Below are 24,642 nucleotides of genomic sequence, written 5' to 3'. Positions count from 1 at the left end.
ACTGTCGATTTAGTTCTAATTTTAGAAGGTTTCTTCTTAAATTGTCATGCGAAAGGATAACGCACAACAAATGTGGAATATGCTTGTGAAAAGGAGGTATGACTATGCAACAACTAATTCAACTGACAGTGGATGGCATTGCCGTTATTCGTTTACAAGGTGATTTAGACCATCATGCTGCAAACCGTATTCGAGAAGATATTTCACAAGCAATATACCAAGGTAGCGTTCACGCAATTGTTTGGAACTTAGGTGACCTGCAGTTTATGGATAGCGCTGGCATTGGTTTGATATTAGGAAGAATGCGTGATTTAGCGCCGATTAATGGACAAACCGTCATCTTAAATCCGTCTGCTACGATGCAGAAAATATTCCAGTTTTCAGGGTTGTCCAAATATATTTGGCAAGGTACAGAAGATGAAGTAATTCGAACTTTAGGGGGGATTTTGAATGGATAATGAAATGACTTTATCGTTTTTAGCGGTCAGTGAAAATGAAGCACTAGCGCGTATGGCGATGACGAGTTTCATGACAGTGTTGGATCCAACGATTGAGGAATTATCCGAGGTGAAAACTGTCATTTCAGAAGCAGTTACAAACGCAATTATTCATGGCTATGAGGAAAATCGTACAGGCATTGTAACAGTTTATGCTACTCGTGTTGATCGCGAAGTGACTGTGACGATTTCTGATCAAGGATGTGGAATAGAAGACGTACAGCAAGCAATGGAACCTTTATATACAACAAAGCAACAAATGGATCGTTCTGGCATGGGCTTTACAATTATGGAAAGCTTTACGGATCAGTTATCTGTTAAATCCGAACGCGGGAAAGGGACAACGGTCACCTTCAAGAAGCAATTTCAACCAGTAGGTTCACCGTTTGCCGCTAGGTGAGGAAATGACATCTAAACCACAAGCCTCTTCCATATTGCTGACACAGGAGAAAATGCGAGAGCTCATACTGCAGTCTCAAGCTGGCGATGCTAACGCTAGAAAGGAGATGGTGGAGGGGAATACGCGTCTTGTCTGGTCAATCGTACAGCGTTTTGCTTCACGCGGGGCAGATTTAGAAGATCTTTTTCAAATTGGTTGTATTGGTTTGATGAAGTCAATTGATAAATTTGATCTGTCATACCAAGTGAAATTTTCAACTTACGCAGTACCTATGATAATCGGTGAAATTCAGCGTTTTTTACGGGATGACGGTATGGTTAAAGTAAGCCGATCTATTAGAGAGCTTAACTATAAAATTCGCCATGCCACAGATGATTTTCTTAAAGTCAATGAGAGACCCCCTACCATGAAGGAATTGGCCGATTTGTTGGAAGTCACAACTGATGAGATAGCAATGGCTTCTGATGCTCTAAGGGACCCTGCATCACTACATGAACAGTTATTTGAAAGTGATGGTGATCCAATTACGTTAATGGATCAAATGAGAGATGCTACCTCTGAAAGGCCTTTTGAGCATATACCACTTCGAGACATATTAACGAGACTTGGTAAAAGGGAACAATCTGTAATTTATTTGCGCTATTACTTAGATTGTACTCAAAGTGAAATTGCTGAGAGACTTGGCATTTCACAAGTACAAGTATCACGACTAGAAAAACGAATCTTATCACAGTTGAAAGTTTGGCTAGCACCAGGTCAATTGAAAGGATTAGAAAAGGCGGCAAAAAAATGACTGAAGAACAAAAACCTATTTTCGCAAGTATAGAAGAAGCAGAAAAGTATATGATTTCAAAATTCGGTGAAAGCGAAAGCTTTGATATAGGGATGAAGCATTTGCATTTATACAAAATGCCGGTGTTTACTATTTATATTAATGGGCTTATTGATAGTGCTAACTTCACAGAAATTCTTGTCAATATTCAACCGACCCAAGAGGTAGAAGGATATACACCAGAAACTGAGCCGGAATTTTTCCAATTTTGCTTCCCGTATTTTGCTTGGGAACCGATGAAGAGTCAGGAACAGCTATTAACTGCGATATTAGGGGGCCAGGTGGCGTTTATTACACCATCTGGCTATGCTTTTATAGCCGATTTGAGAGCTTATCCTGGTAGACAACCTGATGAACCTGATAATGAGAAAGTTATTAGGGGATCGCGTGATGGATTTACAGAAAATATTGTACAAAACTCGGGGCTTATAAGAAGGCGAATTCGGGATGCATCATTGCGTTTTGAACTGCATCAAATCTCAGATAAAGGCAAGACAGATACGGCAATTGTCTTTATGAAGGGTATTGCCAATGAGGACCATCTCAATTATATACGTCAGCGTATGAAAAAAATTAAACATGATGGTTTAACAATGGCGGATAAATCAATAGAGGAATGGTTATTTAAACAAGGTTTCCATCCACTACCTTTTGTACGCTACACTGAGCGACCTGATATTACCGCCGCTCATTTATTGGAAGGTCATATCGCGATAATTGTCGATACGTCACCTTCAATTATTTTAGTACCCGTAACATTTTTTCATCATTTACAACATGCAGAGGAATATCGTCAGGCCCCTTTTATTGGAACAGCTGTCCGCTTCTTACGCTTCTTCGGGACTTTTTTAAGCCTCATAGTATTACCTTTTTGGTATTTATTAATCAAACATCATGAATTGATTCCTACGTTTTTAGATTTCGTCGGAATAGATAAGAAGTCCGCCATACCGATATTACTCCAAATATTAATAGCAGATGCAGGGATAGAATACTTGCGGCTTGCCTCCATTCATACACCAACTCCACTTTCCACTGCGATGGGATTAATTGCAGGTGTTATTATTGGGAATATTGCAATTGATGTTGGACTTTTTTCACCTGAAGTTGTGTTATATACAGCAATTACTGCCATTTTCACATTTGTAATTCCTTCGTATGAATTGAGTATCACCATTAAAGTATTTAGGGTCTTTTTGCTACTCATGACCGCATGGCTCGGAGTTAATGGATTCTTCCTTGGTATATTAGGGCTTTTCTTATATATTTGCTCTTTACGACCAATGAAAGTACCTTATATGTGGCCAGTAGTTCCGTTCTTCCCACAAGCATTTTTACGTATATTCATACGATTCCCTATGACGAGCGATGCTTTAAGACCGTATATTGTTGGTGCAAAACAGCGAAAACGTTCATGAAATGCCATTGCATACATTTCTCTTTCTATGATAAAGTTCAATTAGTTATAGAAAAATTCCGTGAATTCTTTTTGGGGTATACGGATAAAGGGAGAGATTTGAATGCATTTATATGGGACTCAAAATGTAACTGAAAATGGTCATTTAACAATTGGACAAGTAGACGCTATTGAATTAACAAAAACATATGGTACACCTTTATTCGTTTACGATACAGCACTTTTCCGAGAGCGAGCACAAGGTTTTATTAATACTTTTAAAAATGCAGGTGTGCAAGCACAAGTTGCTTATGCTAGTAAGGCGTTTTCAAGCGTTGCAATCTATCAACTAGCGGCTGAAGAAGGACTATCGGTCGATGTTGTTTCGGGAGGGGAGCTCTATACCGCTTTAAAAGCAGGTTTCCCAAGTGAACGCATCCATTTCCATGGTAATAATAAAAGCTACGATGAATTAATTCTTGCTTTCGATTCGAAAATTGGATGTATTGTAATTGATAATTTTGATGAAATTGTTGCCTTGAAACAACTATCTGAAGCACGTCAACAAAAAATGCACGTCCTAATTCGTGTGACGCCAGGAGTAGAGGCGCATACACATGACTTTATAACAACAGGTCAAGCAGATTCTAAATTTGGTTTTGACTTAAATAACGGACAAGCAGACCGTGCATTTACGCTATTGCAAAATCACGCATATTTAGATTTACAAGGGATGCATTGTCATATTGGCTCACAAATCTTCGATACAGCGGCTTTCAGTTTAGCAGCAAAAAAAATAAGTGATAAAATGGGTGAATGGTATAAAGAATCCGGCTTCATTAGCCAAGTATTAAATTTAGGTGGAGGATTCGGAATTCGTTATACAGAAGAGGACACACCACTTCAACCAGCAGTCTATGTAGATGATATGATTAAAGCGGTACAACAAGAGATGGCTGCTTTTTCAATGCCGATGCCTGAAATTTGGATTGAACCAGGTCGTTCATTGGTTGGAGACGCTGGTACTACACTTTATACAGTCGGTTCTCAAAAGGAAGTTCCTAATACGAGAAATTATCTAGCGGTTGATGGTGGGATGTCTGATAATATACGTCCAGCTCTTTACGACGCAAAATACGAGGCTGTCATTGCTAATAAAATGAATGACCAATTAGTTAGCACATATACGATTGCTGGTAAGTTATGCGAGTCTGGTGATAAACTGATTGAGGATATTAAGTTACCAAAAGCAGAATCAGGGGATATTCTAGCTGTGTTCTGTACAGGTGCATACGGTTATTCAATGGCGAGTAACTATAATCGTATACCAAGGCCGGCTGTCGTTTTTGCGGAAAAAGGCGCACACCAATTAGTTGTGAAGCGCGAAAGTTATGAAGATCTTGTGAAGCTTGACCTTCCTCTAACGATTGGGAAGGAGGTAAATCGTTAATTGAAGAAAAGTAATATTTTATTACTTCTGTTATTCCTAATATTAACAACTGCATGGGGCGTAATTTATTGGCTTTATATTGCTCCATCAAGTATAGGTAAATAATGTGAATCTATTTGCGTAATTTTTGCTTTTCGTGTAGGATGTTGAAAGATACTTAAAGGCAAAAAGAGGGATCATATAAATGTTATGTCGTTATAAGAAAGCATTCGAAAAAATTGCGATGGGGCTCTTGTCGTTTATGCCAGATCAAAAAGATTTGAAATTACTACAAGAAACGATTCGACAATACGAAACAGATCCAAACTGGCAACTGTTTTTATGGAAACAAGAGGATGACTTTATTGGTTTAGTTGGCGTAGAGATTGCTGATGACGAATGGATTGTTAGACATATATCGGTTGACCCTTCACATAGAGGTGAGGGACTCGGTAAAGAGATGGTTAAACAGCTTTCTAAGATGGATATGGATTGTGTGATAGCAGCTTGTGATCAAACTGCACCGTTCATACAGAAATGTAAAGCGATGCTAGAAGAAGCAGACAAAGAAATTTAATGTCTGCTTCTTCTTTTTTCGTCTCTTGCTAAGAGAATATCCGAGCGGTCACGTAGCATATGCTTATGTTGTAGGTAATGAGCATCTGTTTCTTCCAATAAGGCAATTGAAGTGAGAACTTGCTTTTCTAAGGTCTCTGAGGTAATTGGTAAAATAAATTTTTGGAAAGGTTCTTTTTTTTCTACTGCATGTTGAACTTGCTGCATAGAGTGTAAAATTGCAATACCGTCCACTTCTTCCATAAATGAAGAATTGACGGACTGCTCTAAAGTAATATATGCTTTTTTTAAGATTGTTTTGGCGCCACTAAAATTTTCTCGGCGCCAATGGTATAGGCCGGTCGCTAGTTGAATCCATCCCGTTAAGGGGTGAGTTTTATCTTTTGGAGCTATTTCTTTCCAATACTCCTCTAACACTTCGTGACATTCAAAGTAATCTTGATTGCCATTGAAATATGTTAGAAACTGGACAAATAATGGGTGGTACATCGGATGCATTTCGAACACCATTCCTCTATACTGTATTTTGAACATAAACTGTCAGGTGGTTGACTATGTCATATGAAGTAAAACTCGAGGCCTTTGAAGGACCTCTCGATCTATTATTACATTTAATTCATCGCTTGGAAATTGATATATATGATATTCCAATGGCAGAGCTTACGGCTCAGTATATGGAGCATATTCGTGCAATGCAAGTACTTGAATTGAATGAAGCAAGTGAATATTTAGTTATGGCAGCATCTTTACTAGCGATTAAGAGTAAAATGCTCTTACCAATCCATGAAGGGGAGTTAGATGAAACTGAATTCGACATGGATGAGCCCGATCCACGTGAAGAGCTCGTTGCTCGATTAATTGAATATAGAAAATTTAAAGATGCTGCAGTGAATTTAAAAGACTTAGAATCGTCTCGTGCGCAATATTTTACAAGGCCACCAGCGGATCTTTCTGCATTCGCACCAGCAGAACAATTAGCATTATTTGAAACGTCTGTAAATGTTTTTGATATGGTCGGTGCTTTTCAGAAAATGCTTAGACGAAAACATCTAAAGGCGCCATTAACAACTAAAATTACTAGGCACGATGTTTCCATAAAAGATCAAATGAAAACTATGATGGGTGTGCTAAAATTAGCAGGTGGACGCTCAAGCTTTTTCGATCTATTCCCTTATGAAGATAGATCAACTTTGGTTATTACTTTTTTATCATTACTAGAATTGATGAAACGCCAAATAATAGCAGTAGAGCAGAATAATAACTTTGAAGATTTAACTGTAATATTACGGAAGGAAGATTTGAACGATGAACAACTTGAATCAATTGATGAGCAAAATTGAAAGCTTACTTTTCGTAATAGGTGAAGATGGTTTAACTGTTAGACAACTGAGTTTCTTAACAGAAGAGCAAGAAGAGAAGGTAGCACAAGCTTTAGAACAATTAGCTCATCATTACAACACAGAAGAAGGGCGTGGCATTACACTGAAAGAATTAGCTGGTACATACCAGCTTACTTCAAAACCTGCCCTTGCAGATACGATTCAGCGACTTGTTGAAAACCCGCCTAGTCAATCATTATCACAAGCCTCACTAGAAGTTCTTGCCATTGTTGCATACAAACAACCCATTACTAGAGTAGAAATTGAAGATTTACGTGGTGTGAAAAGTGAACGACCGCTACATACTTTAAGCTCAAAAGGTTTAGTACAGGAAGTAGGTCGAGCTGAAGGAACTGGCCGAGCAATTTTATACGGCACAACAAAGGAGTTCTTAAACTACTTTGGCTTGAAAGACTTAAACGAATTACCAGATTTACCTATGGGTGAAACTGATTCAACAGATGAAAACCCAGATTTATTTATGTCTAAGTTCCAAGAAGCTTTCCAAGATTCAGATTCAGAATAGAAGAAAGGTGTGGGCGATTGCTTCGCCGATATATAATCGGATTATTAATGGTAGTTTTACTACTAGTTACTACGACGCATAGTTCCGCTGCATCAAGTTCATATGCAGTAATTGATGCAGAGACAGGGAGATTACTAGCGGGGTCTAACGAAAATGTACCTTTACCAATTGCTAGTTTGACGAAGATGTGGACTGCGCTTGTCGCTGTAGAGAATTTGGATTTAAAAACACCAGTTACCATATCTCAACGAGCATCAACGAGTGAAGGCTCTTCTATTTATTTAACTGCAGGAGAAGAGACAACATTAGAAACATTACTTTATGGACTATTGTTACGTTCAGGAAATGATGCAGCTGCAGCAATAGCAGAAGCTGTAGGTGGATCTTTAGAAGGTTTTTCTAAAATGATGAATGATACCGCACTCTTTTATGGTTTGGAAAATACGCATTTTGAAAATCCTTCAGGTCTTCACGATGAAAAACACTTAGCTTCTGCATATGACACAGCTCAAATGTTACGGATTGCCATGCAAAATAAAAAATTTGAGAAGATAGCCTCTACAAAATATTTTAAAGGTACTACAGAGAACGGGACACTGTGGGAAAATAAACATAAGCTCGTTCGTAATAACAAATTTGCGATAGCAGGTAAAACAGGCTATACGAAAGTAGCAGGAAGAACACTTGCCACGTATTTTGAAAAGGATGGCAAGAAAGTAATTGTAGTAACGATCAATGAGGGAAATGATTGGGTTGTCCATAGTAATTTTGCTGATTATGTGTTTAAACACTATACGAATGAAGTAATAGCAAAAGCCGGTACATATTCAGTACAATCAGACATTGATATAAAATTAACAGAGCCACAGCACTTACTTCTGACAAAGAAAGAAGTAAAAAAAGTGAAAAATATCTTACAGTTGCCTAGGTCCAAAACCAAAGATTCGATAGGTAGATGGTCATTTTATATAGATGACCAACCAGTTAAGGATGCTATTGTTGATGTAAAGTGGAAATAAATAGTTGAGTAGAGAAAAGGCTGCTTATAATAGCGGCCTTTTTCGATTTTAGGTAAAAAGTGATATAAAAAGCAGTTAAACTGTTTACAAACATATTAGTTAAGGACTTAAATAAGGTACTAATACTTTTCTTATAGTAGAAAGTGTGCCATAATTTTGGACAGGCTAATAGTATTTAACTTATGAGGTGAACGAATGGAAAGACTACAAAAAGTAATAGCGTATGCAGGGATTGCATCACGTAGAAAAGCAGAAGAAATGATTAAGCAAGGCTTAGTTAAAGTCAATGGACAGGTAGTTAGAGAGCTTGGCACAAAAGTCTCTCCTTCTGATTCAGTAGAAGTAGAAGGAGTTAAATTAGAAAAAGAACGTAAAGTATATCATCTTCTATATAAACCAAGAGGTATTATTTCAGCTGTAACAGACGATAAAGGTCGTAAAACAGTAACAGATTTATTCCCCGAAGTTGAACAACGCATATTCCCTGTTGGTCGTTTAGATTATGAAACTTCAGGCTTGCTACTTTTAACAAATGACGGTGAATTTTCTTACCAACTTACACATCCAAAATTCAAAATTGATAAAACATATGTAGCACGTGTAAAAGGAATTCCTACAAGAGAAGCATTAAGACAATTAGAGCGTGGTGTTATGCTTGAAGATGGAAAGACTGCACCAGCACGCGTGAGACTAATGTCTTCAGATAGCAAATCAGGCAAGGCGATTGTGGCAATCACAATTCATGAAGGCCGTAATCGTCAAGTACGACGCATGTTTGAAGCAGTTGGTTATCCAGTACAAAAATTAAAACGTGAACAATTTGCATTTTTAACATTGCATGGATTGAATGCAGGTGAGTCAAGAGAATTGACACATCATGAAGTTAAACAATTAAGAGTGTTAGCTGAGACAGGTAAAATAGGTTAAATCTTATGTATATCAAGAATCGTTAACATTCCAAAATGGTATAAGACGTTTAGTTAGTATTTTCTAAACGTCTTAACCAATTTTACATAGCATAAAACAACATGAGACAAGCTACAAAAAAATGATATGAAAAACACTATGCTTAGAATGGAAACGTTCACAAACACTTCAAATATATAAAATTCCGTCATTCAAAACTTTGCTATAATTAGGTAGATTGTTTCGGATGTTTTTTTAGGAGGTCTACTTCGAGTATGGATAAAAAGAAAAGAAGATTCTATGTAAGAACGCTGATTTTAGCAATTCTTGTAGTAGCAATTGGATATACTATATATACAACAGCTACTAAGGATGAGGTTCGATTATTAAAAGTTGGAGCAGAAGCACCAGATTTTTCCCTAGTTGATTTAGATGGTCAAACACATCGTTTATCTGATTATAAAGGTAAAGGTGTCATGTTGAATTTCTGGGGTACTTGGTGTAAACCTTGTAAAAAAGAAATGCCAGCAATGAACAATCAGTATAAGGTATTTAAAGATCAAGGCATAGAAGTGTTATCAATTAACCAAGCACAAACAGTTTTTGAAGTGGAAAATTTCATTTCTGACTTCAATTTAAAATTCCCAGTTGTAATCGATAAAACAAAAAGTGTCACAAGGGCTTACAATGTTAATAACTTACCAGCGTCTATATTTATTGATCCAACAGGTAAAGTTGTTCGAGTACATGAAGGTGAATTGACAGAAGAAATGTTAGCTGAATTCTTTTCAAGTATCAAGCCAGAGTAAGGAGTTCTAGAGGATGAAAAAAATTATTTGTGAATGCGGTCACGAGAACCCAGAAGGCACAACTTTATGCGAAAAATGTGGTAGCCCTCTTACTGAAGAAGAAAAGAGCAAAAAATTAGCAGATATGCGTTATGAAGGAACCGCAATTCGTTCAAAAACGTATAACAAAACGATTATTGATAAAATTTGGAACTTCTTTTCAAGTGTAAAAGTCGGCGTTGCAATTATTATTATCACGTTAGTTGCTGCAGGTATCGGTACATTTTTACCACAAGTTATTTATGTTTCGCTTACAGAATATCAAGACGCAGCAGCAGCATATAAAGCCGCATACGGTACTTTCGGATCGATTTACTATAAATTGGGGTTAGCAGATATTTATAGTTCATGGTGGTTCCAGACGTTAATCGGCATGCTTGGTATTTCGATTATTGTTGCCAGTCTTGACCGAGGTATTCCACTATACAAATCTCTAAAAAATCAACGAGTAAAACGTCATGAAAACTTCTTAAAGCGTCAACGTATTTTTGCATCAGGTGAAATGTCAGCAGAAGAAGCTGATAAAGCATTTGACCTAACAGAAGCGAAAATGAAAGAAATGAAATACAATGTTCGTCGTGAAGAGGGCGCATTATTAGCTGAAAAAGGTCGATTTGCGAGATGGGGTCCATATATCAACCATGTCGGTTTAATCATATTCCTATTTGGTGTTATGCTTCGCTTAATGCCAGGTTTTTACATTGATAAAACACTTTGGATACGTGAAGGCGAAACAATGGCTATTCCCGGAATGGAAGGCTTTTATTTAGAAAGTAAAAAATTCACTTTTGAAACGTATTCAAAAGATGAACAAAAAGAAGAATTTAATGAATCTAAAAAAGCAGTCAACGCTGTTGCGAAAAACTATCAAACAGATGTTAAGTTATTTAAAGCACCAGACGACGCAGTTCCTGGTGATACATCTAATTTAACTCTAGTGAAAGAAATGCCGATAATCGTAAATAAGCCATTGAAATATGATGGGTATGCACTTTATCAAATGGATTTCCGCTTGAATGAGTTAAAGACGATGCACTTTGATTTAATTGATAAAAAGTCGGAGAAATCTCTGGGGTCAGTAGCAATTGATTTAACTAATCCTGAAAAAGAATATAAAGTTGGCAAAGATAGTAAAGTTGTCTTGAAAAAATACTTCCCAGACTTTGCAGGCTTTGAAGACGGAGAACCACAAACAGCTTCACCATTACCAAATAATCCAGCATTTATTTTTGTTATGTATACACCCGAAACACCAAAAGGCGAAACAAGCTTTGTAGCTATTAAACAAACACTTGAACCATTAGGTACAACTAAGTATAAAATGAAATTTAGTGCTGTTGATACACGTAACGTATCAGGGTTAACAGTTCGTAAAGATAAAACACTTATGATACTAATGTTAGGTGGCATAGTCTTTATGTTAGGTGTAACAATCGGTTCTTATTGGAGCCACCGTCGCTTATGGCTATTAAAAACAAAAGATGGTCGTTTATTAATGGCATCGCATACAAACAAAAACTGGTTTAGTATGAAAAAAGATTTGGATGCGGTTACGGAGTATGCGCATCTTCCGGTTTATGTAGATCAACATGATGAGGATCAAAAAGCAGAGGATGCTGAGAAGAAATCGAAAGACAAAGAAAAGGAAGGTGACAACATCTAATGAGTTTAATTGACTTAAGCGGAAATTTACTATTTGTAGCATTCGTCGCATACCTAATAGCTACTTTACTTTTTGGTGGTGCAGTCAAAGGTGGTTCAAAAGGTGAATCAGCTGATGCAGGGAAAAAATGGGGTTCATTAGCGATTATCATTACGCTTGTTGGATTCATAGCAAATCTCGGTTATTTCATTACTAGATGGGTGTATGCTGGACATGCACCTGTTAGTAATATGTTTGAATTTACGACAGCATTCGGCATGTTCGTTGTAGGAGCATTTATCTTAATTTACTTTATTTATAAAGTGCCGGCACTTGGACTCTTTGCCTTACCAATCGCAATTATTATTATTGCTTATGCTAGTATGTTTCCTCGTGAAGTAAACCCATTAATACCAGCGTTAAAAAGTTACTGGTTATACATTCACGTAATTACAGCAGCAATTGGAGAATCTATTCTAGCAATAAGTGCTGTTGCAGGACTAATTTACTTACTAAAAAATATCGACCTAACAAAAAGATCTAAAGAAAGTTTCTGGATAGAAGTGGTTATGTACGCCTTAATCCTAGTACTAGGATTCGTAGCAGTTACAACGACGTTTAACGTAACAGGTTATGAAGCGGAATTTAGCTACATAGATAAAGATGGTAATACTAAAGAAATAACGTATAACACACCGGCACTGTTCGGAATGCATCAATCTGAATTGTTAACCGCAGATAAAATGGAACCAATTGCAAACGTACCAGCAATCGTCAATGCAAAAAAATTGACAACAGTTGTTTGGTCAATCTTAATTGGAACAGTTTTATACGGGATAATTCGTTTAATCATTCGTAAACCAATTGCAGTTATCATGCAACCGTTCGCAAAACGTGCAAACTCACAATTGATGGATGAAATTGGTTATCGCTCTGTATTAATCGGATTCCCAGTATTTACGCTCGGTGCATTAATCTTCGCGATGATTTGGGCGCAAGAAGCATGGTCTCGTTTCTGGGGCTGGGATCCAAAAGAGGTTTGGGCACTTATCACATGGTTATTCTATGCGGCATTCTTACACTTACGCCTTTCAAAAGGGTGGCAAGGTAAGAAGTCAGCTTGGTTAGCAGTAATTGGTTTCGTTATCATAATGTTCAACCTAGTTGCTGTTAATTTAATCATTGCAGGTCTTCACTCGTACGCTGGTTAAAAATCAGCTTAGGATTGTAGCAAAGCTAAAGCCTTTTCCTTTATAGGGAAGGGCTTTTCTTTTCATTTCGATAGGCTGATTGTACAATAGACATATAGATGGTTTTGGGAGGAATAGTTGTGAATGAACAAATTTCAATTTTAGTAGTAGACGATGAGGATAGAATCCGCCGTTTATTAAGAATGTATTTAGAACGTGAAGGTTATACGGTAGAAGAAGCTGAAGACGGAGAAGAAGCAGTAGAAAAGACATTAGCAAATGACTATCACTGTATTCTCCTTGATATAATGATGCCTGAAAAAGATGGCTTACAAGTATGCGAAGAAATACGTGATAAAAAAACAACGCCAATTATTCTATTAACTGCAAAAGGTGAAGAGGCAAACCGCGTATCAGGTTTTGAACTAGGCGCTGATGATTATATTGTAAAACCATTTAGCCCACGTGAAGTGGTTTTACGCGTAAAAGCTATTTTACGTCGTTCAGCAGCATTCTCACCAATTTCAACAACTTCTTCATCAAAAGATTTAGTCGTCTTCCCACATTTAACAATCGATCATGACGCACACCGAGTTTCTGCTGATGGTGTAGAAGTGAATTTAACACCAAAAGAATACGAATTATTATACTTTTTAGCAAAATCACCTGATAAAGTATTCGACAGAGAGCAATTGTTAAAAGAAGTATGGCATTATGACTTCTTTGGGGATTTACGTACTGTTGATACACATGTGAAACGTTTACGTGAAAAGCTAAACCGTGTTTCTGAAAATGCGGCGAAAATGATTGTAACAGTATGGGGCGTCGGCTATAAATTTGAGGTAGTCAATGAATAGAATGTGGAACAGCGTTGTCGGGAAGCTATGGGTAACCATATTGCTTCTCGTTTCTTTTGTATTGTTTGTTTTTACTGTATTAATGCTCGAATTTTTATCAAACTACCATACTAAACAAACTGAATCATCATTACGTCAAGAAGCTTCAACAATTGCTCGTATTATTAATGATCGTGAAACAACGGATTCTACAAAGGCTATTATCTCAGATGTTCTGAGTGATGAAACAAATGCATTAATCGCCGAGAAACCAGGTAAGGTTTCTTTTTCATTACAAGAGGGACTTAATCAAGAGGGCATTAAACAACAAATTCTTAATGAAAAAGCATTTGATAAAGTATTTACGACGAATGCACCTGTTGTAAAAGAAATGATGCTGCCTTCAACAACGAAAAAAGAGCATATGGAGTCTTACATCGTTTTAGCTTTCCCGATAAATGTTGAAAGCGAACTACACGGAGCTATATTTATTTATCAAAGCCCGGATGCTATACATAGGACGACTGAAGAAACTACTAAAATTGTCTTTTTAGCGGCGGCAATTGCTTTAATGTTAACAACGTTCTTTGCGTTTTTTTTATCAACCCGAATTACGTCTCCTCTTCGTAAAATGAGAGAAGCAGCATTTGAATTAGCAAAAGGTAATTTTGAAACAAAAGTACCTGTTTTACAAAATGATGAAATTGGTCAGTTAGCAACAGCTTTCAACCAAATGGGAAAACAGCTTAAACATCACTTAGAAGTAATTAACCAAGAAAAAGAACAACTATCAAGTATATTGACATCGATGACAGACGCTGTAATTACTTTTAATCGAGATCGTACCATTTTGGTCAGCAATCCGCCTGCGGAACTTTTACTACAAAAATGGTTTATCAATAAAAGTGCGAATAGTGATAAACCTATACCTGCTGAAATTTACCATATGCTTGACCACGTTTTAGATTTGGAAGAAGAGCTGGAAGTAGAGCTCGAAATAGAAAGATCTTATTATGCGATTTCAATTAGCCCATTATATAGCGGAAATTCTGTACGCGGTGCAGTAGCTGTGTTACGAGATAAAACGGAAGAGCATCGTTTAGATAAATTACGTTCAGACTTTATAGCGAATGTCTCACATGAATTACGAACTCCAATAGCTATGCTACAAGGCTATAGTGAAGCTATTATGGATGATGTCGTCTCAAGTGAAGAAGAACGTAAAGAAATGATTAAAATTATCTATGATGAGTCGCAAAGAATGGGACGTTTAGTCACAGATTTACTTGACTTAGCTCGTATGGAATCAGGACATATGCGTTTATATAAAGATTATGTTCCAATATCACCTGTTATTGAACGAATTACACAAAAATTTGTTCAAGTAGCAAAAGAAAAACAAGTAAACCTGACATTTAATACAACAATTGAAGATACACTGCACCTAGAAATGGATGAAGACCGTATAGAACAAGTATTAACAAACTTAATTGACAATGCCATACGCCATACACCAGTCACAGGAAGCGTAGAAGTTATAGTAGATCGTCAGTTATCCTTTGCACGCATACAAGTAAAAGATAACGGTGCAGGGATACCAGCTGATGATTTGCAGTATGTATTTGAACGTTTCTATAAAGCTGATAAAGCTAGAACACGTGGTAAGGGTGGAACTGGTCTAGGTCTTGCCATTGCAAAAAACATTGTTGAAGCACATAAGGGGAGAATTACAGTAGAAAGTGAAGTTGATAAAGGAACTACATTCACATTCTATTTACCAATTGAAAAAATGTAAATTAAATTCAAAACACGGATTGTAAGTTAGAAGACTTTACAATTCGTGTTTTTTTGCATATAGTTATAGTGTATTACAATTAAATTATGGTTCATCTTCGGGGCAGGGTGAAATTCCCGATCGGCGGTATTAGAGAACTAAGCAATACTCTTGAGCCCGCGAGCCGCAAGGCAGGATTTGGTTAAATTCCAAAGCCGACAGTATAGTCTGGATGGGAGAAGGTGAAGGTACAGTCGTCTTTCAATTTGAGTATCAATAAGACGCTTATTTGACTATGCCTAAATTCTCCCTTAAGTACACTATGTGCTTAAGGGTATTTTTTTGCATAGCAACAACGGCTATACCTTTCCTCTTTTTGAAGTGGATCTACAAAAGGAGAGAAAAGTATTATGAAGAACATGAAATTGCAGAAGAGGATTGCAATTGCAATGTTAAGTAGTATTTCTTTTGTTTTAATGCTATTTAACTTCCCACTACCACCGTTTCCAGCATTTTTGGAAGTGGACTTTAGTGATGTGCCAGCCTTAATCGCAGCAATCACAATGGGGCCTCTAGCAGGTATTCTAGTTGAATTATTTAAGAATGTGTTAGATTGGATTTTCTCAGGGAGTCCAACAGGTATGCCAGTTGGTCATATAGCAAACTTTACAACAGGCGTATTATTTATCCTGCCAGTATATTTTGTCTATAAACGTCTTTCAAGTACGAAAGGTTTAACTACTGGATTTGTCGTTGGTACCTTATCAATGGCAGTAGGTATGAGTTTACTGAACTATGTGTTATTCTTACCTATGTATACGTACTTTTTAAATGTCCCAGCTACAACTGGAACAGCATTAACTAAAATGATTGTACTTGGTATATTACCTTTTAATATTATTAAAGGTTTCATCGTTATGATAATATTCATGATATTGTTTAATAGTATGAAAAAATGGATTGAAAAACAAAGGATGCATTATTTAAATTAAACTTTCAGCCGATGTTTGTAATAAAACATCGGCTTTTATAATTGAATAAAAAGTTGAATGATTGTATAATACTGTTAATAAAAAGAATATTCAGCACATTAAGTAGTATTTTGGCGCAAAGACGAGAATTTATAGGTTGAGGTTTCCAGTGTTATATATTTTCTTCGAAATCTCGCTATCAACTTCCAAGAAAAGAAAGGATGTATGTGAATGGCTGAAAGAAAACTATTAAGCGCTTTTTTTACATCGATTATTTCCTTCTTTATATTACCTTTTTTATTTATGCAAGCAGATGAACATTTTCTACACAGTGCATTTGCATTAACCGTATATGTTGTTCCGATTGTATTTACTTACGGTTTATTGACTTCATATATAGCAGATCGAATAGCTGAACGTAAAATGAATGTAAGAGGTTTCTCGCTATTACTGCATATGGCTTTCGGAACGGGTATTGTTATTCCAATTACATTTGCTTATTACTCGCAAGGTGGAGTTGGGTCTCTTCAATTAATAACAGCTGCTACTGCGGGCTTCATTTTAGGAAGCGTTTTCTTTTTTGTAGACTTAACGTTACGTAAAGTCGCGATTCATATGGCGCAATATTCTTATGAAGAGCAGAATATTTGAATGTAACATTAATTAGCAATGGGGTCTTATACCTCATTGCATTTTTTATGATAACCCGCTGTAACTTTTCCGCTCACTTAGCATTTTATTCTCAAGGGAAATAGTCATTTATTAATGTTAATTAATTTTAATAAATACTTATCCCAATAGATTTCAAGTTGCTTTATTTGTAGTTCTGAAAATTTTGTTGAAGCAGTAAAATGACTTTTTATGCTCAAGGCTTCCGACAAACTGTCCAGTTTATAATATTCTCTACCAAGTTCAATTTGCAATCTGTTTTCTACAGTGAAATTTCCAAATGGAGGCTTACATATGTTTAGTTTAATTTGGTTTCTTATTATAGGTGTTTGGATAGGAGGAAGTTTATCTGTTCAATGGGGACCAGTCTTCGAAATAAAGTGAATTTAAGAAGTGAAAATGCGCCTTAGATTAGAATATGGTAAAGAGCGGTAAAGACGCTATAGTATTTAATAACCAACCCTGTTTTGATTATCCCTTCAAAAGTCCTCCAATCGTCATACCAACACAAAACAGAATAATGATGTATAATGATAAAAGTGCTTTTTTTTGAAAAGTGCTATAAAACAACAGATGCAAGAATAATGCTATACATTAAAACCCTATAACTATATCTTGCAAATATACTCGATAGGTGGAAACAACATTGAATTACCGCGTTTTACTTTATTACTTTTACACAACGATTGAAGACCCAGAGGCATTTGCTGCTGAGCATTTAGCATACTGTAAATCAATTGAGTTAAAAGGTCGTATTTTAGTCGCTTCAGAAGGTATTAACGGAACAGTCTCAGGAACTGTGGAACAAACAGATGCTTATATGGCTCATATGAAAGCTGATCCTCGCTTTGACGGTATCGTTTTCAAAATTGATGATTCAGAGCAACATGCTTTCAAGAAAATGCATGTACGTCCAAGACCTGAGCTTGTAAATTTAAGCCTAGAAGACGATGTTAACCCTCATGAAATTACAGGTAATTATTTAGAGCCAGCAGAATTTTTAGAGAAGATGCAAGAAGAGAATACAGTAATCGTTGATGCACGTAATACGTACGAATTCGATGTAGGCCACTTCAAAGGCGCGATTCGCCCAGATATAGAAACGTTCCGCGATTTACCAGACTGGATCCGCGACAACAAAGAACTACTAGAAGGTAAGCAAATTTTAACTTACTGTACAGGTGGTATACGTTGTGAAAAATTCTCAGGTTGGTTAAAACGTGAAGGTTTTGAAGATGTGAGTCAATTACACGGTGGTATCGTTACTTACGGAAAAGACCCTGTAGCTAAAGGTCAGCTTTGGGACGGTCAATGTTACGTTTTCGACGAACGTTTAACAGTTCCAGTGAATCAAGTCGAGCATGTAATCGTAGGTCGTGATCATTTTGATGGCGAACCATGTGAACGTTATATTAATTGTTCAAATCCTGAATGTAACAAGCAAATTATTGCTTCAAAAGAAAATGAAGATAAGCATTTAGGTGGCTGTACTCATGAATGCCGTATACACCCTCGTAACCGCTATATCCCTCGTAATGGTTTAACTGAGGCAGAAGTAAAAGAACGTTTAGCACAAATCGGCGAAGTATTCGCATAAACAAATTTATAGAAGGCTGCCAAATATGGGGATCCCCCATACAAGGCAGCCTTTTATCCGTTTAATATGTCAAGGAAGCAGAAAGGAATTTATGATGCCGACTTTAAAAGGAACAATTATTATTCAAGAAATGAAAGGACCGAATATCCTTTACATAGATAAAACTGCGCTTGCAAAATACTTTATTGATTTTGATGGGAAAGAAGTACAAACGAACCTACATTTGCAAAAGTCTCAATCACAAGAATATAGGGGTACAGCTGAAATTTTCTATTTTGAAGGAAAAGATGGTTATGGTGGCAATAAATTTGCCAATGATTTTTATATAGATGATCAAGATATCTTGGAATTATTAGAAGAACATGAAGGAGAAATAGTTGAACTAGTAGTTGAGTTAATATAATAATAGAGATTATTGAAGTTGAATCTATTTTTACACCAAAGTAAAAGCAGTAAAAGAGCCTATTTATGCTCTTTTACTGCTTTTTTTCGTGCCTCAAAGAAATCGAGTATGAATTTTTGAAATTGTTTTGCTGCAGGGGATAAATAACGTCCCTCTGCCCAGGCCATGCCAATAATACGTTCACATTTCACATCACTGATATGAATTTTAGCAATTTTTCTAGGATTAATTTCCTCACCATCAGGTAACAATGAAAAGCCAAGTCCATTTGCTACAAACCCTGCAACAGTCCCTACCTCATCACCTACAAAGGTGATTTTAGGTGTAATCCCGACCTTCTCGAAAATTTCATCAACCGTAATGCGTAAAGCGTACCCTTTTTTTAACAAAATAAATGATTCATCAGCTAGTTCTTTAAGTGCAATACTCTTTTTCATAGCTAGTGGATGATAAATAGGCACAATCAGATACAACTCATCTCTCCATAATTCAGTCCATTGAATAGGTTTTTCGACTTCCATCGCTGCTAGTAAGGACAGATCAAGCTCACCTGATTTTAATTGTTTCAATTGTGTATGTGTATGATTTTGAATTAGTTGAAAATGGATATCAGGGAATTCTTTGCGGAATAGACGTATTAAATCAGGTACTACATTTGTACCTAGTGTATGTAAGAAGCCAAGCGAAACTTCACCTCGATTTGGATCGACGAGTTCTTGAATCTCATGTAAGCCATCCTGATATTCCTGCATTATATTATTTACACGTTTTAAAAACATAGCACCGTAACGATTTAAAATAATAGAACGTCCTTGTCTTTCAAATAATGGTACTCCTAACTCATCTTCAAGACGTGCGATAGAGCGACTAAGTGCAGGTTGTGAGATAGATAAAAGTTCAGCTGCGCGGGTCATATGTTGGATATTTGCCAGTTTTTGAAAGTATTCGAGTTGTTGCCATTCCATTAAAAGACCACCTTTTTTATAGTGAATCAATTGATACCTTTTATGCATGATAATGATAAGAATTATAAATTATACATTATTAATCGTCAATGTTAATATGAAGTAGACATAAAATAGACACAACAAAAATATTGACATTTTTAAGGCGTTATTTTGTGGGAGAAATCAGTCTTACATAGAAATGCAAACATTTCTAATGTTTTTTTAAGAAAATTAAATTAAGTATGTTTTACATAAACGGAATGGCGAAAGCCAGAAATTAATTACTTGTCGATTACAAAGGAGATAGTCAAAATGAAAATAGTCGCACCTAAATCTTTTACACTTGAAGGAGGAAGTAAAGCAGTATTATTACTTCATGGCTTTACAGGAAGCACAAAGGATGTAAAAAGATTAGGAAAACATTTGCAAGATCGAGGATATACAGTTCATGCACCGATGTATAAAGGTCATGGTGGATCACCTGAAGAATTACTTCAGACAGGTCCTGAAGACTGGTGGAATGATGTTGTTGCAGGCTATAACCATTTAAAAGACCAAGGGTATGAAGATATTGCAGTAGTTGGTATTTCACTTGGTGCAGTATTCTCATTACGCGTAGGTGAAGAGTTCCCTGTTAAAGGCGTAGTATCAATGTGCGCACCAATCAAACGTGAAAATACTGATGGACTTTTTGATCGTCTATATGATTATGCTAAAATATATAAATCATTTGAAGGAAAAACAAGAGAACAAATCATTGCTGAACTTGAAAGTTTAAAAGCAACACCAAAAGGCTCATTAAATGATATTCAAAAAATCACAGAAGAAACTTGTGAAGACTTACATGAAATCACAGCACCGACATTAGTTATGCAAGGTGCTTTAGATGCACCGATTTACCAAGAAAGTGCACCATTTATCTATGAACAAGTTGATGCAGAAGAAAAAGATATTATCTGGTATAAAGAATCTGGGCACATCATTACAACAGGTAAAGAACGCGATAAAGTGTGTGAAGATGTAACGGATTTCCTTGATCAAATTGATTGGTCAATTGCTAACTAATAATTTCTGGCATAAGATAAGCGCTCAAGTTAATTACTAACTTGAGTGCTTTTTCATTTGTTGTGCCTTCATAAATGTAACAGTTCGCGCTGTTGAATCATATAAACACCATTCTCTGGACCCTATCACAGCACCAACATTAACACCGTATTTTTTTTCTTTCAATTGAATGGGTTTTCCATAAGTAAACGATTTTCTTTTACCTTTTTTATAGAATGCGGAATCATGGCTATGACCAAAAAAGAAGACGGATTGTTTAGCTTCTGAAAACAAGGGCTTCCAATCTAACGACCACTTAAATTGATGTCCATGTATAATATGTGCACCATCAATATTTAGTATCTCGGGAAGTTCCTGAAAAGTGTGAAGTCCCGTTACTTGCATAATACGTTCTTCCTGATTTCCTCGTACAGAAGGAAACTGTAACAAATTGCTAAAGTGCTCTGAATGCTCAGCAGCCTCTTCAAATGCTAGACCGCTAATATTTTTTGCCCTTTTTTTTCCTATTTTACATTCAAATAAATCACCTAAACCAATGATTGTGGCATCTTCAGCCGTTTCATTTATATGTTTTAAAACTGCGTTAGTATCCTCAAAACACGAGTGCAAATCTCCAATCAATGCATACTTCATTTAGGTAATCATCCTTTCAAAATATAGTAGAAATAATAGCATACATTAAATTCCCAGTAAAATAACCAATAATAGTTAAAAATAGTATAGCTACTTGTCGATAAATGTAATCAAATTAAAAGCATTTAGTAAATAAGTGTAGTGTATCGACTTTAATAAGGTGACAAAATTATCTAATTGTTACAAAAACATGACACGAATTACGCTTTTATTAAGGTTAGGATATTCAGTGCCCATTTTTTACAAGGCATGGTAGAATAAACGAGTGAGAAATTTGGAATATGAAATAATGATTAGAGAAATGAGTTGACTAAGTTTGAAGATGAATACGAAATGGGGCCGCACAGCGGTTATGACATTAGCGTTAACAAGCGGATTTATGTACACCGCGCAACCTCTACAAGCAGATGCAGCAACATCACAAGAAATGACACAAAAAAAAGTTAAAATAGATAAGAAAATCAAAAAGCTAGATAATGAGATTAAAGATTTAAAAAAGAAGCTACAAAAAAAGATGGAAGACTACAAAGTAACACAAAAAGACTTAAAAAAAGTTAATGCATCTATTGTAGAAACTGAAAAGCGAATCGAAAATCGTTCTGAAATTATCGACGATCGGCTTAAAGCCTATCAAAAAAATGATAGCACAGTTAGCCCGTACATAGAGGCAGTGCTTGGTTCTGACAGTATTACAGACTTGGTCAGTAGAGCAATGAGTGTTAAAACAATTATTGATGCAGATCAAAACTTGTTAGAAGAACAAGAAGATGATAAACAAAAATTGGCTGATCAAAAAGATGATTTAGAAGAAACAAAAGTAAAATTGCAAAAACAATTCCAACAAATGCAAGAGGAAGAAAATGCACTTGAAACAAAAAAGGCTGAAAATAAAGTAACGTCATTAGAGCTTAAAAAACAAATTGCCTCTAAAAAAGAGGAAGAACGTATTGCAAAAGAATTGAAAGAAAAAGAAAAAGAAGCTCAGAAATTAAAAGACCTTCAGAATACACAATTTGTTAGTGATGCTAGCAATGCTGATAATGACAATAATGCTGATAATGACAATAATGCCGGAAATGGCAATAATGGTGGTAGTCCAGATGATGGAAATCAATCCGCACCGAATGTTTCAGGCTCACAAGCTGCAACAGCTGCTATTGCAGAAGCTAGTAAATATTTAGGTACTTCTTATGTATGGGGTGGGAGCAATCCAGCTTCAGGGTTTGATTGTTCAGGTTTGACACAATGGTCATTCAAGCAAGCGGGATACTCACTTCCAAGAACAGCTGCGCAGCAATATTTAGCAACTAAAAAAATTGACCGTAGTAGTGCCAAAGCTGGGGATTTAGTATTCTTCAGTTACGGTTCAGGCGTTGCACACGTTGGAATATACTTAGGGAATAATAGAATGTTAGATGCACAAAATAATGGTGTCGTTGTCGAATCATTAGATTGGTGGAATCAATATTTAGTAGGATTTGGACGTGTCTCGGGTGTAAACTAAACAAGCCTAAAAGCTCTTTGTCATAAAAGAGCTTTTTTTATGATAAAAATAATACAATAAAGTGATTTTTCTTTTTATGTAAAATAGTACTCACTAATCGTACTTGCATATCCGAGGCAAGTAATTCATAGCTTAAATGATTCACAATTAATTTTTCCGCTTGAGAATTTCCATTAATTATTTGTATGAAACTGATAGGGAAATTATTGTTAACTCTTTTTGTATTTTGAGTACAGGTTTGGATACGGATTAATTACAAAACGAACAATTTTTGAAGGTTGCAAAGACGATTTTCAAATAGGCAATGGGGCTTGCTCTTATTGGATTTGACTTAACCTTTTCACTTGAAAAAGACTTATACGCAAAACCTTGAGATGTTGGTTTATTTATAAAATAATAGGGTAAATGCCTATGGGAGAATAGAATTCTAGAAGCGAAATAATTATAGAGATTAATTGACAAATATTATATTGAAGTACATTAATATTATCTTTTTTGATTCAAGTTAGATAGTGTAGATAGTGTAAGGTGGCAATTGGCTATCACGATGAAAGTTTAGGTATTAAGACATACTAGAGTAGGATTTAATAGTTAATAAACTTTTAAATATGCTATTGTAGCTATAATATTATTTTACTTATTAATCAAAAAGAAGGATAAAAAGTACTTTGGATATGTATTAATTTGTCGATTATTTGAGAGATTTTCGCTATACTAGTAATTGTAAATATTGAATAGAGAAAGTAGTGAACGATTATGGCAACAGCATCACACGCAGTAGAAATTCCATTACCAGCGACGGAAGTTTGGGATTTTGTAAGCAATATGGAGAAATGGGCAACACTTGTGCCTGGATATAGAGAACATGAAATCATCAATGATCGTCAATCTACTTGGACATTTGCTGGAAATGTCGGTGTCTTGAAAAAAACTGTAAAAGTACAAATAGATATTATTGATTGGATAGAGCCAACTAAAATTACATTTAACCTTATTGGTTTAACAGATAAATTTACTGGAAATGGCTATTTTGAAGCAACAGCATTAGAAGCAGAAAAAACCGAAATGGTCGGTTTCTTAGAAGTAAATGCTGGCGGTTTAGTAGCACCCGTTTTAAATCCAGTATTCAAAGCGGTGTTACCAAAAGCAACAACTATGCTAACTGAGCGTGTTGCAAATAAGATCAGATTAGTCCAAGTTTAATAGCGAAAATCATCAAAAATTCTCTCCAATTGTTTAATTAAAAGTCAAGAGTTAAAGTAACTTGCTTGTTATAGCAGTATTCTTTATGAAATGTGCAACATTATATCGAGTTATTTTTAAGCTGAACTAATGCAAAAATTAGTTCAGCTTTTTTTTGTGATTAAAATCATATTTACGAATATTTAACTAAATGAGATTGCAGAATAATTGAGATGTAAAATCGTACCTTATTGAACTAACGGTACAGGTTAGTTGAGGAAGAAATTCCATATTTATGACAAAATAAAGAGTTCAAAATGCTATGATTAAACAGTAACTTGTATAGAGACTTATTGGATGGAGAGAAAAACGGTGAAAAAATTAAGAATTATCTTATCAGTTATTGTTATTGCATTAGCAG

25 protein-coding genes and 1 riboswitch are annotated in these 24,642 nt (G+C 35.8%); of the genes, 22 read left to right on the top strand and 3 right to left on the bottom strand.

Going from position 1 to position 24,642, the window contains the following annotated elements; all coding sequences use genetic code 11:
• Window positions 1-104: 104 nt before the first annotated feature.
• The 6 genes from AMD00_RS12450 (at window position 105) to AMD00_RS12425 (ending at window position 5,131) form a co-directional block, all read left to right on the top strand.
• Window positions 105-458, top strand: coding sequence for an STAS domain-containing protein (locus AMD00_RS12450; protein ID WP_053417375.1), 354 nt, complete (start codon window positions 105-107; stop codon window positions 456-458).
• Window positions 451-897 (top strand): anti-sigma F factor, encoded by a 447-nt coding sequence (spoIIAB, locus tag AMD00_RS12445; RefSeq protein ID WP_038190956.1) that lies wholly within the window; start codon window positions 451-453, stop codon window positions 895-897. Before AMD00_RS12450 ends, spoIIAB begins: the two co-directional genes overlap by 8 nt.
• Before the next feature lie 4 nt (window positions 898-901).
• The gene (locus AMD00_RS12440) at window positions 902-1,690 is read left to right on the top strand and encodes a SigF/SigG family RNA polymerase sporulation sigma factor (RefSeq protein ID WP_053418288.1); all 789 of its coding nucleotides are present in this window, start codon (window positions 902-904) and stop codon (window positions 1,688-1,690) included.
• Window positions 1,687-3,147 carry a spore germination protein gene (locus AMD00_RS12435; protein WP_053417374.1) on the top strand — a complete coding sequence of 487 codons (1,461 nt, stop codon included), beginning with the start codon at window positions 1,687-1,689 and terminating at the stop codon, window positions 3,145-3,147. The genes AMD00_RS12440 and AMD00_RS12435 overlap by 4 nt, the downstream gene beginning before the upstream one ends.
• 102 nt (window positions 3,148-3,249) lie before the next feature.
• Window positions 3,250-4,575 (top strand): diaminopimelate decarboxylase, encoded by a 1,326-nt coding sequence (lysA, locus tag AMD00_RS12430; RefSeq protein ID WP_053417373.1) that lies wholly within the window; start codon window positions 3,250-3,252, stop codon window positions 4,573-4,575.
• Window positions 4,576-4,759: 184 nt separating this feature from the next.
• Window positions 4,760-5,131 (top strand): GNAT family N-acetyltransferase, encoded by a 372-nt coding sequence (locus AMD00_RS12425; protein WP_053417372.1) that lies wholly within the window; start codon window positions 4,760-4,762, stop codon window positions 5,129-5,131.
• On the opposite strand, the gene AMD00_RS12420 is transcribed toward AMD00_RS12425, so the two are convergent.
• Window positions 5,128-5,628, bottom strand: a complete 501-nt coding sequence (locus AMD00_RS12420) for a DUF309 domain-containing protein (protein WP_053418287.1) — start codon at window positions 5,626-5,628, stop codon at window positions 5,128-5,130. The two genes, AMD00_RS12425 and AMD00_RS12420, sit on opposite strands and share 4 nt — an antisense overlap.
• A gap of 56 nt (window positions 5,629-5,684) precedes the next feature.
• Here AMD00_RS12420 and AMD00_RS12415 point away from each other — a divergent pair, with 56 nt between their 5' ends.
• The 13 genes from AMD00_RS12415 to AMD00_RS12355 all read left to right on the top strand — a co-directional run bounded on the left by AMD00_RS12415 (window position 5,685) and on the right by AMD00_RS12355 (window position 18,890).
• Entirely contained in the window at window positions 5,685-6,470 is a 786-nt protein-coding gene (locus AMD00_RS12415; RefSeq protein WP_053417371.1) for a segregation/condensation protein A, read from the top strand.
• On the top strand, window positions 6,436-7,035 hold the full coding sequence (scpB, locus tag AMD00_RS12410; protein WP_053417370.1) for an SMC-Scp complex subunit ScpB: 600 nt from the start codon (window positions 6,436-6,438) through the stop codon (window positions 7,033-7,035). The genes AMD00_RS12415 and scpB overlap by 35 nt, the downstream gene beginning before the upstream one ends.
• A gap of 17 nt (window positions 7,036-7,052) precedes the next feature.
• On the top strand, window positions 7,053-8,054 hold the full coding sequence (locus AMD00_RS12405; RefSeq protein WP_245639515.1) for a D-alanyl-D-alanine carboxypeptidase family protein: 1,002 nt from the start codon (window positions 7,053-7,055) through the stop codon (window positions 8,052-8,054).
• 195 nt (window positions 8,055-8,249) lie between these two features.
• Window positions 8,250-8,981, top strand: coding sequence for a pseudouridine synthase (locus tag AMD00_RS12400; protein WP_038190931.1), 732 nt, complete (start codon window positions 8,250-8,252; stop codon window positions 8,979-8,981).
• A 254-nt stretch (window positions 8,982-9,235) separates the two neighbouring features.
• Window positions 9,236-9,769 (top strand): thiol-disulfide oxidoreductase ResA, encoded by a 534-nt coding sequence (gene resA / locus AMD00_RS12395; protein WP_053417369.1) that lies wholly within the window; start codon window positions 9,236-9,238, stop codon window positions 9,767-9,769.
• Window positions 9,770-9,782: 13 nt separating this feature from the next.
• A complete protein-coding gene (locus AMD00_RS12390) occupies window positions 9,783-11,471 on the top strand; it encodes a cytochrome c biogenesis protein ResB (RefSeq protein ID WP_053417368.1) in 1,689 nt (562 codons plus the stop codon).
• Window positions 11,471-12,661, top strand: a complete 1,191-nt coding sequence (ccsB, locus tag AMD00_RS12385; RefSeq protein ID WP_053417367.1) for a c-type cytochrome biogenesis protein CcsB — start codon at window positions 11,471-11,473, stop codon at window positions 12,659-12,661. Before AMD00_RS12390 ends, ccsB begins: the two co-directional genes overlap by 1 nt.
• A gap of 119 nt (window positions 12,662-12,780) precedes the next feature.
• Complete coding sequence (locus tag AMD00_RS12380; protein ID WP_053417366.1) at window positions 12,781-13,497, top strand: response regulator transcription factor; 717 nt, start codon at window positions 12,781-12,783, stop codon at window positions 13,495-13,497.
• Window positions 13,490-15,271, top strand: coding sequence for an ATP-binding protein (locus AMD00_RS12375; protein ID WP_053417365.1), 1,782 nt, complete (start codon window positions 13,490-13,492; stop codon window positions 15,269-15,271). The genes AMD00_RS12380 and AMD00_RS12375 overlap by 8 nt, the downstream gene beginning before the upstream one ends.
• 89 nt (window positions 15,272-15,360) lie before the next feature.
• Window positions 15,361-15,498, top strand: a riboswitch (FMN riboswitch).
• A gap of 162 nt (window positions 15,499-15,660) precedes the next feature.
• Window positions 15,661-16,242: an ECF transporter S component gene (locus AMD00_RS12370; protein ID WP_053417364.1), complete on the top strand. Its 582-nt coding sequence runs from the start codon at window positions 15,661-15,663 to the stop codon at window positions 16,240-16,242.
• Between the two features lie 210 nt (window positions 16,243-16,452).
• Window positions 16,453-16,872, top strand: a complete 420-nt coding sequence (locus AMD00_RS12365) for a hypothetical protein (RefSeq protein ID WP_053417363.1) — start codon at window positions 16,453-16,455, stop codon at window positions 16,870-16,872.
• A gap of 652 nt (window positions 16,873-17,524) precedes the next feature.
• Window positions 17,525-18,487, top strand: coding sequence for an oxygen-dependent tRNA uridine(34) hydroxylase TrhO (gene trhO / locus AMD00_RS12360; RefSeq protein WP_053417362.1), 963 nt, complete (start codon window positions 17,525-17,527; stop codon window positions 18,485-18,487).
• A 91-nt stretch (window positions 18,488-18,578) separates the two neighbouring features.
• On the top strand, window positions 18,579-18,890 hold the full coding sequence (locus AMD00_RS12355) for a hypothetical protein (RefSeq protein ID WP_157059245.1): 312 nt from the start codon (window positions 18,579-18,581) through the stop codon (window positions 18,888-18,890).
• A 59-nt stretch (window positions 18,891-18,949) separates the two neighbouring features.
• Here the strand turns inward: AMD00_RS12355 and AMD00_RS12350 are convergent, their stop codons facing one another.
• The gene (locus AMD00_RS12350) at window positions 18,950-19,855 is read right to left on the bottom strand and encodes a LysR family transcriptional regulator (RefSeq protein WP_053417360.1); all 906 of its coding nucleotides are present in this window, start codon (window positions 19,853-19,855) and stop codon (window positions 18,950-18,952) included.
• A 294-nt stretch (window positions 19,856-20,149) separates the two neighbouring features.
• Here AMD00_RS12350 and AMD00_RS12345 point away from each other — a divergent pair, with 294 nt between their 5' ends.
• Window positions 20,150-20,902 carry an alpha/beta hydrolase gene (locus tag AMD00_RS12345; protein ID WP_053417359.1) on the top strand — a complete coding sequence of 251 codons (753 nt, stop codon included), beginning with the start codon at window positions 20,150-20,152 and terminating at the stop codon, window positions 20,900-20,902.
• Window positions 20,903-20,938: 36 nt separating this feature from the next.
• Here the strand turns inward: AMD00_RS12345 and AMD00_RS12340 are convergent, their stop codons facing one another.
• Window positions 20,939-21,535: a metallophosphoesterase family protein gene (locus AMD00_RS12340; protein WP_053417358.1), complete on the bottom strand. Its 597-nt coding sequence runs from the start codon at window positions 21,533-21,535 to the stop codon at window positions 20,939-20,941.
• Between the two features lie 322 nt (window positions 21,536-21,857).
• Here AMD00_RS12340 and AMD00_RS12335 point away from each other — a divergent pair, with 322 nt between their 5' ends.
• Window positions 21,858-23,039 (top strand): C40 family peptidase, encoded by a 1,182-nt coding sequence (locus AMD00_RS12335; RefSeq protein ID WP_053418285.1) that lies wholly within the window; start codon window positions 21,858-21,860, stop codon window positions 23,037-23,039.
• A gap of 756 nt (window positions 23,040-23,795) precedes the next feature.
• Window positions 23,796-24,242 (top strand): CoxG family protein, encoded by a 447-nt coding sequence (locus AMD00_RS12330; RefSeq protein ID WP_038190892.1) that lies wholly within the window; start codon window positions 23,796-23,798, stop codon window positions 24,240-24,242.
• Window positions 24,243-24,642: the final 400 nt, after the last annotated feature.

It is taken from the genome of Viridibacillus arvi (assembly GCF_001274945.1).
Lineage (GTDB): Bacteria > Bacillota > Bacilli > Bacillales_A > Planococcaceae > Viridibacillus > Viridibacillus arvi.
Note: the sequence above shows the minus strand (reverse complement) of the source record. Positions and strands in the feature narration are given on the sequence as shown.

Coding starts and splice junctions, on each gene's coding strand:
- AMD00_RS12450 (WP_053417375.1), top strand. CDS start 105: ATGCAACAACTAATTCAACTGACAGTGGATGGCATTGCCGTTATTCGT.
- spoIIAB (WP_038190956.1), top strand. CDS start 451: ATGGATAATGAAATGACTTTATCGTTTTTAGCGGTCAGTGAAAATGAA.
- AMD00_RS12440 (WP_053418288.1), top strand. CDS start 902: ATGACATCTAAACCACAAGCCTCTTCCATATTGCTGACACAGGAGAAA.
- AMD00_RS12435 (WP_053417374.1), top strand. CDS start 1,687: ATGACTGAAGAACAAAAACCTATTTTCGCAAGTATAGAAGAAGCAGAA.
- lysA (WP_053417373.1), top strand. CDS start 3,250: ATGCATTTATATGGGACTCAAAATGTAACTGAAAATGGTCATTTAACA.
- AMD00_RS12425 (WP_053417372.1), top strand. CDS start 4,760: ATGTTATGTCGTTATAAGAAAGCATTCGAAAAAATTGCGATGGGGCTC.
- AMD00_RS12420 (WP_053418287.1), bottom strand. CDS start 5,628: ATGCATCCGATGTACCACCCATTATTTGTCCAGTTTCTAACATATTTC.
- AMD00_RS12415 (WP_053417371.1), top strand. CDS start 5,685: ATGTCATATGAAGTAAAACTCGAGGCCTTTGAAGGACCTCTCGATCTA.
- scpB (WP_053417370.1), top strand. CDS start 6,436: ATGAACAACTTGAATCAATTGATGAGCAAAATTGAAAGCTTACTTTTC.
- AMD00_RS12400 (WP_038190931.1), top strand. CDS start 8,250: ATGGAAAGACTACAAAAAGTAATAGCGTATGCAGGGATTGCATCACGT.
- resA (WP_053417369.1), top strand. CDS start 9,236: ATGGATAAAAAGAAAAGAAGATTCTATGTAAGAACGCTGATTTTAGCA.
- AMD00_RS12390 (WP_053417368.1), top strand. CDS start 9,783: ATGAAAAAAATTATTTGTGAATGCGGTCACGAGAACCCAGAAGGCACA.
- ccsB (WP_053417367.1), top strand. CDS start 11,471: ATGAGTTTAATTGACTTAAGCGGAAATTTACTATTTGTAGCATTCGTC.
- AMD00_RS12375 (WP_053417365.1), top strand. CDS start 13,490: ATGAATAGAATGTGGAACAGCGTTGTCGGGAAGCTATGGGTAACCATA.
- AMD00_RS12370 (WP_053417364.1), top strand. CDS start 15,661: ATGAAGAACATGAAATTGCAGAAGAGGATTGCAATTGCAATGTTAAGT.
- AMD00_RS12365 (WP_053417363.1), top strand. CDS start 16,453: ATGGCTGAAAGAAAACTATTAAGCGCTTTTTTTACATCGATTATTTCC.
- AMD00_RS12355 (WP_157059245.1), top strand. CDS start 18,579: ATGATGCCGACTTTAAAAGGAACAATTATTATTCAAGAAATGAAAGGA.
- AMD00_RS12350 (WP_053417360.1), bottom strand. CDS start 19,855: ATGGAATGGCAACAACTCGAATACTTTCAAAAACTGGCAAATATCCAA.
- AMD00_RS12345 (WP_053417359.1), top strand. CDS start 20,150: ATGAAAATAGTCGCACCTAAATCTTTTACACTTGAAGGAGGAAGTAAA.
- AMD00_RS12340 (WP_053417358.1), bottom strand. CDS start 21,535: ATGAAGTATGCATTGATTGGAGATTTGCACTCGTGTTTTGAGGATACT.
- AMD00_RS12335 (WP_053418285.1), top strand. CDS start 21,858: ATGAATACGAAATGGGGCCGCACAGCGGTTATGACATTAGCGTTAACA.
- AMD00_RS12330 (WP_038190892.1), top strand. CDS start 23,796: ATGGCAACAGCATCACACGCAGTAGAAATTCCATTACCAGCGACGGAA.